The organism is Acetoanaerobium pronyense, assembly GCF_017874355.1.
Classification (GTDB): domain Bacteria; phylum Bacillota; class Clostridia; order Peptostreptococcales; family Filifactoraceae; genus Acetoanaerobium; species Acetoanaerobium pronyense.
The window spans coordinates 88,293-98,125 of record NZ_JAGGLI010000007.1; the positions used below are offsets into that span (position 1 = coordinate 88,293).

Genomic DNA, 9,833 nt, shown 5'->3' on the forward strand with positions numbered 1-9,833 from the left:
GATTATATGAGTGCAAGTATTGAATTAAAAAATGTAAACTTGAAATTTAAATTATATTCCACAAAGCAAATGAGTTTGAAAGAGTTTTTGATAAACAAATTAAATAAAAAAAATTATAATAAATATAAAGAGTTTTATGCACTTAGAGATATAAATTTACTATTCAATGAAGGGGAAAGAATAGGAATAATAGGAAACAATGGAGCTGGGAAAAGCACTTTGTTAAAATTAATTTCTCAGATATACTATCCAGAAAGTGGATTTGTTAAAGTTGAAGGTAGTATAGCCCCTTTAATAGAATTAGGAGCAGGCTTTAATCAAGAGTTAACTGGAAGAGAAAATATATATTTAAACGGAGCTATATTGGGATATAGTGAGAAACAATTAAAAGATATGGAAGAGGAAATAATTGATTTTTCAGATTTAAATGAATTTATAGACACCCCTGTGAAATATTATTCTACAGGTATGTATGGGAGGCTTGCGTTTACTGTAGCTACACAAATTAGACCGAACATTTTAATTGTAGATGAAATTTTTGCAGGAGGGGATATTAATTTTATTGATAAAGCTCGAAAAAGAATGGATGATATAATTACTGAATCTAACATAGTAATAATGGTATCCCATAGCCTTGATTTGATTACAAAAATATGTGATAGAGTTGTAGTTTTAGAAAAAGGCAGTGTTATTTATGACGGGTTACCATCCGAAGCAATTGAATTTTATAAATCTAGAACAAATATATAGGGTGTGTAAATAAAATGAATAAAATAAAAATTTTCAGCTTATTACCAAGCATAATGCCTTCTACTGTTCTTTCAATACTCAAACCATTACTTGAGTTGCAAAGAAAAAATATATTAACTCTAACAATTGGATTCACCTTTTTTAAAAATCCAAAGCAAATAAAAAAGAATGATATTGTTGTTTTATGCAGAAACTGCGAACTGAATGATTATAGAATAATTTTTGAATCATTACAATATAAAAATAAATTAATATTTGATATAGATGATAATTTCTATGATATAAGTATTGATACTGAAATAGGAAAATATCACAGAAATCCTATAAGACTTTTTTTTCTTGACTCAATTATTGCTAAAGCGGATTTTGTTAGAGTATATTCTAAGCCTTTATTCGAGAAAATATCACAAAAAAACTCCAATATAAGTCTGAAAAATGCATATTTTGATTTTTCATTAATTAAAGAATTACAAAGAGAGAATAATGATAAAATAAGAATAACTTATGCAACAAGTAGAGGTAGTCAAGATGAAATGTATAAAGAATTTGAAAAAGCGATTATAAAAATATTAGAAGAGTACCCTAATAAGGTGGAATTTTATATTTGGGGATTTAAACCTGAGAGATTAATAAAATATGAAAATTGTTTCTTTATGCCAACTGTAAAAAATTATGATGCATACATCAAAACTTTTTATAAGAAAAATTTTGATATTGGATTGGCTCCTTTAAAAGACGATTTATTTCATAATTCCAAAACTAATAATAAATATCGTGAATATGGTGGTATGGGAGTAGCGGGAATATACAGTCAAACTGAACTCTATAGGGAATGTATTAATAATGGAAAAAATGGATTATTGGTATTTAACAATTATAATAGTTGGTATAGTGCTATCAAACGTTTAATAAACGATAACAATCTTTTAAATAGTATAAAAGTAAATGCACAACAAGATGTTTTGAAAAACTATTCTTTTGATTCATTTGTTCTTGAATGGGAAAAAGATATTAAGAATGTGTATAATAGTACTTTTAAGAATGAAAATTCAACTAATATTCTTAAACACAAGATTCTTATTTTGCATAGTAAAAATACTTACTCTTATGAAAGAAGAGATGTACTATTGTATTTATTACAAAATCTGGGTATAGCTTATAAGGTGGAATATATAGAAAACTTTCTCGATGGAAAAGTATTAGATAAAAATCAATTTAATGTTTTTTTTGTATTTACTGATATTTCTCCAGAAGTAGATAAATTTATTGAAGAAATTGATATGGATAAAGTTATAATATTCGATTCACAAATTCCGATTCCTATAAAAAAACAAGATAATATATATTATATTTTCCCACATCATACACCAGAAGTTAACGATTTGAATGTATTTTGTATTCCTACTATAGATATGGATAGAAATATAATCAAAAATAAAATTTTAGAAACTTATAAAGAATTTAAAGATTTATGGAGTCAGAAAGAAATAATAGATTTTTTTCAAACATTCACAGAAAAAGAACGTAAATATGAAGAGACTTTTTATTCAAGAAAATCTCCAGTATATTTATATGCTTTTTTCTTATCCAAGATTAAAATTCCTAAACAATATAAAGATATGAAAGCTATTTCGAGATATACTAAAATTATATTTAAAAAAAGTAGGTTTTTAAGGAGTATAAAAGCATTTATAGAAAAATTGATTAAAAAAACATTATATACTTTAGTTAGAATAAAAGTAATTTTATTTTATCTAAAAACAATTATATGTGTAAATATATTTAAAATCTATAAGTAATATGAAAAAATTTATAAGTATTTCAAAGTCCAGCAAAAAGGCAAAGACTTAGAAATATCAAAGTTATAAAACTCAGTAGAACAAACACATTATTAAGATAGACGATTAAAACAATAGGATAATCAAATTTTCAGATCTCATGACAATAAAACTCTAAAAATAGAATTTCTAAGATATACTTCTTTATTGACAAACTTAGAAACAGATTTCTTTAAAACCATTTAAAGATAAGGTTTTCAAAGGTATTGCATTTTTGAAAATAAAAAAATTATATTCAAATAAAGAGCTTAGGTTATGGAAATACTAAACTATTTTAAACAAAGAGGTGAATGAAATGGCAAATTTAAAATTAAGAAAAATTAAAGAAAGTGATTTGCGTTTAATAATGGAATGGAGAATGAAACCTTCAATTACAGAAAATCTTTACACGGATCCTATTTTAGACATTGATAAACAAAAAAAATGGTACAAGAAAATTATGAATGATGTCAGTGTAAAGTACTGGATAATAGAAATGGAGTCAAAAGCCATAGGCGTGATTTGGCTCTATCAAATTGATAATCATAATAAAAAATGTGAGTGGGGTTATTTTATTGGAGATGACTCATTTAGAGGGAAAGGTATAGGAAGAAATTTAGAATGTAACATTTATGATTTTGTTTTTTATAAACTAAATATGAATAGATTATATTGTGAAGTGTTTAATTTTAATGATAGAGTTATAAAAATTCATGAGAAATTCGGAAGTGAAGTCGAAGGTGTGTTTAAAGATCATATTTATAAAAAAGGAAAATTTTACGACGTAACTTCAATGGCGATTTTAAAATCAAAATGGGATATGACTAGAAATGATTTTAAATATGAAAAAATAGATATTGAAGAGTAAATAAATTTAATTGAATTATTTACAAATAGAATATTATATCTTTGTTAAAGAACTGAAAATTAAAATATTATTTTCAATAAATATTGTTTTCTTAATTAGATATTTTTATACTTAAATTTCAAAACTATATAATATGAAAAATATTTTTTAAAATTAAATTTATATTAGGATAAAAGAATTTCTAAATGTAATTTTCTTATTATAAATAAAAATATATTAAAATATGTATGTATATTTAGAAAGTCTAATAAAAATCTGGTTATATTTAAAATTTTTTAAGATATTGTGAAAGTATTGATGTTTTATTTATAAATTTGCAAAGATTTAATTATTTTTAGTATAAGGAGGTTGATTTTTATCGAAGATAATAATTTTATAGAAATTGACAATGTAGAAAATTTAGGATTGAAAATTGACATTGGTTGTGGGAGAAAAAAGCAAGAAGGCTTTATAGGAATAGATAGTTCTCCTTATAGCACTGCAGATTACATTCTTGATTTAAATTTAGATAAGTTACCGTTTGAAGATAATTCGGTTGATTATGTATATTCATCTCATTGTTTAGAACATCTTGATAACTTGGAACATATTGTATCTGAAATTTATAGAGTATGTAAGCACAATGCTCAAGTTTTTATAACAGTTCCGTATTATAATACTTCTGCTAATTTAGCAAATATCTATCATAACAACAACATTGCCTTTAATGAACATACATTTAGATTTTTTTCTTCAGAAGAGGATTGTGATATTCCTAAGGATGATTGGGTTACTCCTAGTTGTCAGACTTGGGGGTTGAAATATTCTGCCAATAGCGATATGAATATAGAATTAAGAACTCAAAAAATCGAATTTTTATACTTTCCAGAATATAATAATATGACTGAAGAAAAAAAAAGAATGTCAAGAAAAAAATATAATAACGTGGTAGAGATTATTAACTATTATATGATTGTAATAAAAAATACTGAAAATAAAATAAAAAAAGAATCTTTAATTATAGAACCACAAAGCGAAACTATAAGGAAACAACACGATTATATCCAAGCCCAGAGAAAAATACTAGATGAAAGATATGAAATGATTTTAAAGCTTCAACAAGAAATGATTTTAAAAGATGAATATATTCACAAACAATCAATTTTACTTGATGAAAGGTATAACCTAATAATTAAACTTCAAGAAAATAAAGAATGATCAGACTAAACTATTATGAATTTTTTATTTTCTTTCTATTTATAGAAATATGTAAACTTTGTTACTAAACTGTAATACCCTCAAAAAGTTATTTTATATATCAATTGGGTATAGGTTAACTAGAATGAATAAGGAGGGATTTTAGGTAATGAAAAAAATATCAATGTTTTTATTAATAATGGTGCTTGTAATTGGTCTGGTGCCAGCATCTAATTTATCTTATGCAGCTACAGAAAATACTGTATCTTTTGAGGCAAGAGTACCATCTGATGGTGAGATAGAGGGCGATGTTCCTGATCTTGTACTTACTGTAAGAACCGGGACTGTAAGATCTGGCGAAGCTATAAGGCTTTCTCTTTCTGAGGGTGCAGTATGGGAAGATCCACAGGTTGATGGAGCAGATATCATACTAAAGACTGGAAGAGAGCTAGAGATTGAGTTTACTAGAGATTTTACATCAGGACAAAATATAATAATTCCTATGGATGTAGAGCTTAGAAATGCATCAGGAGATCTTACTGTAAATATAGATTCTATGGGGACTGCTGTAACTAGTGGAGAAGTAGTCTATGCTCAAGTAAGAGGAGATGAGGCTACAGTAAGGGTTGATGATGTTAAGAAAATAGGAAGAAATCAAGGAGAAAAAGCGGGAACAGTTGTAATTACTGAGCCTACTCCGTTGGCATGGCCATCTGATAGAGACCTCTTTGTACTTAGACTTCCAAGTGGATATTCTTGGAATCTAGATACTGAAATCAATGGAGCTAATATAACTAATCTTACAAGAAGTGATGAAAATCTTTTTGTAAGAATGAATACAACAAGTAGAATAGATAGACTAATTATAGAGCCTGTGATTGATGTACCTAGAGGCGCATCACTTGGACCAGTGCAGATGGAGTTTAGGCAAGGTCTTGTTGATGGCCCAAGTACAGTAACTATAGCAGAGATAGTTGATTATGCGGTAGACATTTCTGTATCTAGGGTTACTGAGATACCTCTTGGAGATCTTTCTTCTAGAGAAATAAAAGTAAATCTTGAAGAAGTAATAGAAAGCTCACTTACTTCAAATAGAACATATACTCTTGAACTTGAAGGGGCAAGATTTGATTCATCAGAAGACTTTGATATAAATAGGCTTGCTGGTAGCCTTAATATATCTAGTAGAACCAGAGGCGAGGTAATAGACCTTAATACCTCAGGCTCATCTGGAGCAAAAGGCAGATGGGAAATGATGTTCAATATAATTCCTGATAGAGATTATGTTGGAGAGATAAAATTAATGATAGAAGGACAAGGTGTTGAAGAGGAAGTGGTTATAGCAGAAGTTGGAGGCAGTGCAAATATAGCTGTAGAAAGACCAACTACAATAAATCTTGGAATCCAAAACCAAGCTGTAGCTGATATAGTAATAGAAGAGGTAGATGGTGGTTCTCTTAGAAATGGAAGCTATGCTATAGAGATAAGCCCAGAGTATAGAGGAATGAGCATCACAAATGCCCAGATTAATGTAGATGGAAGTCTTGAAGTAGAAGATTTTGACTATAGAAACGGAGTATTTACTTTTGATATAGCTACTGAATCTGGAAGAGATGCTTCAGTAATAACTATAAGTGATATAACAGTGACCTTAGATCAATTTGCATTTACTGGAGATTATAGTGCAGTATTTAAAGCAAATTATGGAGAATCTAGCGAAACAACAATTGGTGAAGCCGTATTATTTAGAGCTTCAAACACAGGAGTATCCCCTGGAACTACTGGGATATTTAGAATTGGAAATCCTAATTTTACTATGATTTCAAACGGACAAAGCAATGTTGTAGAGTTTGATACAGCGCCATATATAGAAAACAGCCGTACGATGATGTCTGTAGCTGCAACTGGGCTTGCTCTTAATGCAACTGTAGAGTATGATGCTGAGACTAGAACTGTGACTGTATCTCCTGCAGAGGGGATGACAGGTTCTATTGCAACTATGGTAATAGGAGATAGAAATCTTGTGGTTAATGGAGAGACAATAGTTATGGATACTGCTCCAGTAATAGTAAATAGCCGTACTTTCATACCAGTTGCTTTTCTTGGACAAGCATTTGGAGCTGAAATAACTTGGGATGGAGCCACACAATCTGTAACTATATTTAGACAATAAGGAATTTAGCTTTTAGCTTAACTAAGCTGTATTAATAATATATCTAAGAGGGCGGGATTTCCCGCCCTTATTTAATTTGAGATTTAAATTTTGATTTTTAATATTACAAATTTGTAGCAATTTAATATAGAAGAGTGAAAAAAATTAAAAAATGGTATAATGTAGGTACATAAAAAATTAGGTGGTGTTTAAGTTGAAATTATATAAAAATATTGCTTTAAGCCTTCTGTTATCTTTTTCTATGGCTGCACCGGCTATGGTACATGCTCAAGATGAGATTGTAGTTGATAGGCTTACTATAGGGCAGATAAGGATGATGGCAAGAGAGCATACGGCAGATAAAAAGCCATATCAAGAGGCTATAGATAAGATAGCTCAGGAAAAGGATAAGAATTATGATCCATATTTTGATGCAAAAAATTACAGCTATGATTATCTAGGTAGAGAAACAGTGACATATATCTCTGGTGGAAAGCCCTATGATTATGATGAGAAGATAGAGTCTTATGAAGATAGACTTGAAAATCTTCAAGATGAAAATGAAAAAACTGCTATATCAAAGTTTGAAGAAATAGTCAATAAATCTTATGAGATAAAGGATAAGGAAAGAGCTATTGAACTTGCAGAAAAAGATGTAAAAATAGCTGAGCTTTCCCTTAAAGTTGGAACCATATATCCTCTTCAACTAGAAAATGCAAAGACACAACTTTCTATATTAAAATCTGAACTCGATATACTAAAAAGTGATATTGAGAAGTTATTTGAAGATTTAAATGAGATAATTGGATACGAAAGTGATGCAAGATATGATCTTAGTTTAGAAGGAATAATGATTAAAGTAAATGTAGGGCTAGATTCTATATATGTTCCTGAAGATGCTGTAAGTTTTGTAATCGAAAACTCAAAAGATATAGAGAATCTCAAGGAAAATCTAGAGGAGATAGAAGATACCCTTGGAAGACTTGAAACGTTTTTTCCAGAGGGAACTTACCAGTATGATAAAAGAGCAGAAGAACTTGGACTTGAAGAGCTCCTGTGGGATATAGATGAGGCAAAGAGAATAGAAAAGCTTAATCTAAAAAAAGAATACACAGGAATATATATAGCTCTAATTGACCTTGATAGAAACTATAGCGACCTTCTTCATGAGCAAGAAGGGCTAGCTATAGAAAAGGTGAAATTCGATACAGGTATAATTAGCAAAGTTGATTTTGAAAAAGCTTCAGCTTCTTTTGAAGAACTGGAAAAAAGTCATATGAATAAAATCATATCAGTGTATAGACTTATACTGGACTACGAAATGAAACAATAGAGCCGTAGAGCCGCGGGGATAGAGCCGCGGGGACGTATCTAATGTCCCAGGATAGAGCCGCGGGGACGTATCTAATGTCCCAGTGTCAACTAAATTAGATGAAATTAAAGATTGTGAATTAGGTCAGAAAATCTTGAAGTGTTTGGAATAAAGGCTTCAGCGGAATTTTGCTGGAACTTTTAGTATGAAGAGGAATTTTATAATTCTTAAAAATATTTATTCTAAAGAAATGATATTATTAAAATATGTCTTTTAAAAATAAAATTACATATTTTAGATGGGATACATTAGACCTGTATTTAGAGGGGCATTATGATATAATAGTTAGAGAATTCAGCCTATTATATTATGCTGGGAAATAAAACAAAAGGGGATTATGAATATAAAAAAAATATGGGTAACTAAGAAATTAAAAGCTATACTTGCTTTAACTCTGTTGACTACAAATATATTATTTCCAGTAGTAGGTAGAAGTCAAGCTCAGGGGAATTATAATAAGCCAAGCATAATTGTAAATGGAGAGAAAATAGAAGCAGATGCGTTTATAAATAATGATAATAGAACTATGGTACCGATTTCACTTATATCAAATGCTCTTGGCTATAGTATTGAATGGATACCTGAATCTCAAATGGCAAATATATGGAATGATGATAATGATATGAGTATACAAGTAGGTAATAAAAGAATGGTTGTTAATCTAATTAGCCACAACATGGACACTGAGCCAATAATAATAAATGGAAGAACAATGATTCCTTTGGGCGCAGTAGCAACTGCCTTAGGAGCTGATATTTCATGGGATAATGATACAAAAAGTGTTATAGTTAATACAATTCCTGAAAAACCAAGTTATGTAATAAACGGCAAAATCTCGACGAGAGAGTATCTAAGAACCTTTGAAAAGTTTGAGAAGTTAATGAGTTTAAAAGAATTTCACACATATAATAATTTTGTAACAAATCCAGATTATTTGATGTTTGCTCAAGATGCAAGGAGTGGTGAAGCAGAGTTTAAAGCATATATTTTAAAAGATGGGGTTATTTCAGAAGTTCCTGTAGAAAAAATATTAAAAAACCCACCAGAATATGATGTTGCAATATTTACACAAGACTATGTAAGTGTACTAACTCATATATCCAACACAGATGATTTTGGAATATAGGGACGAGGGGACGTATCTAATGTCCCATTCTCAACTAAATTAGACCAACTAAATTTAATGAAATTAAAGGTTTTGAATGAGGTGATAAAACCTTGAAGTGTTTAGGGATAAGGCTCTAGCGAATTTTGCTGGGGCTTTTACTATGGACAGAACTTTAGAAAATTATGGTATAATATAGAAAAAGAGCAAAGAGCAGAAAAGAGGTGGTAGATTGAGTAAAAGTAAAGATGGAGAAAATAAAAGTTTAAAAAAGCAGAAAAACGAAGTCAAAAATCCCCATGATGCTACATTTAAAGACGTAATGGGAAGGAAAGAAATAGCAAAAGACTTCATAGAAAAAAATATTCCTAAAGAAGTACTAGATATAATGGATTTAAACAAAATGGAAAGAAAAGATGGAACATATGTTGGAAAACATTTAGAAGAAAGCTTTACAGACTTAATCTACGGGGTAAAAATAAACAATAAAGAAGCATATGTTGATTTACACTTAATATTGACCCCCAATTACGAATAAATTTGACCCCCTCTATAAAACTAGTATAACCTAGTCAATGACTTTAAAAAAGTAT

The 9,833-nt window shown here is 29.1% G+C and carries 8 protein-coding genes; all 8 read left to right on the top strand.

The window, feature by feature from the left end; all coding sequences use genetic code 11:
• Window positions 1-6: 6 nt before the first annotated feature.
• Window positions 7-750 (top strand): ABC transporter ATP-binding protein, encoded by a 744-nt coding sequence (locus J2Z35_RS04615; RefSeq protein ID WP_209659897.1) that lies wholly within the window; start codon window positions 7-9, stop codon window positions 748-750.
• A gap of 14 nt (window positions 751-764) precedes the next feature.
• On the top strand, window positions 765-2,549 hold the full coding sequence (locus J2Z35_RS04620; RefSeq protein WP_209659899.1) for a glycosyltransferase: 1,785 nt from the start codon (window positions 765-767) through the stop codon (window positions 2,547-2,549).
• A gap of 334 nt (window positions 2,550-2,883) precedes the next feature.
• Entirely contained in the window at window positions 2,884-3,435 is a 552-nt protein-coding gene (gene pseH, locus J2Z35_RS04625) for a UDP-4-amino-4,6-dideoxy-N-acetyl-beta-L-altrosamine N-acetyltransferase (RefSeq protein ID WP_209659900.1), read from the top strand.
• A 348-nt stretch (window positions 3,436-3,783) separates the two neighbouring features.
• Window positions 3,784-4,632, top strand: a complete 849-nt coding sequence (locus J2Z35_RS04630; protein WP_209659902.1) for a class I SAM-dependent methyltransferase — start codon at window positions 3,784-3,786, stop codon at window positions 4,630-4,632.
• A gap of 148 nt (window positions 4,633-4,780) precedes the next feature.
• Window positions 4,781-6,784, top strand: a complete 2,004-nt coding sequence (locus J2Z35_RS04635; RefSeq protein WP_209659904.1) for a stalk domain-containing protein — start codon at window positions 4,781-4,783, stop codon at window positions 6,782-6,784.
• 193 nt (window positions 6,785-6,977) lie between these two features.
• Window positions 6,978-8,096 (top strand): TolC family protein, encoded by a 1,119-nt coding sequence (locus tag J2Z35_RS04640; RefSeq protein ID WP_209659906.1) that lies wholly within the window; start codon window positions 6,978-6,980, stop codon window positions 8,094-8,096.
• Window positions 8,097-8,532: 436 nt separating this feature from the next.
• Window positions 8,533-9,261: a copper amine oxidase N-terminal domain-containing protein gene (locus tag J2Z35_RS04645; protein ID WP_209659908.1), complete on the top strand. Its 729-nt coding sequence runs from the start codon at window positions 8,533-8,535 to the stop codon at window positions 9,259-9,261.
• Window positions 9,262-9,472: 211 nt separating this feature from the next.
• Window positions 9,473-9,778 (top strand): Rpn family recombination-promoting nuclease/putative transposase, encoded by a 306-nt coding sequence (locus J2Z35_RS04650; protein ID WP_209659910.1) that lies wholly within the window; start codon window positions 9,473-9,475, stop codon window positions 9,776-9,778.
• Window positions 9,779-9,833 lie beyond the last annotated feature (55 nt).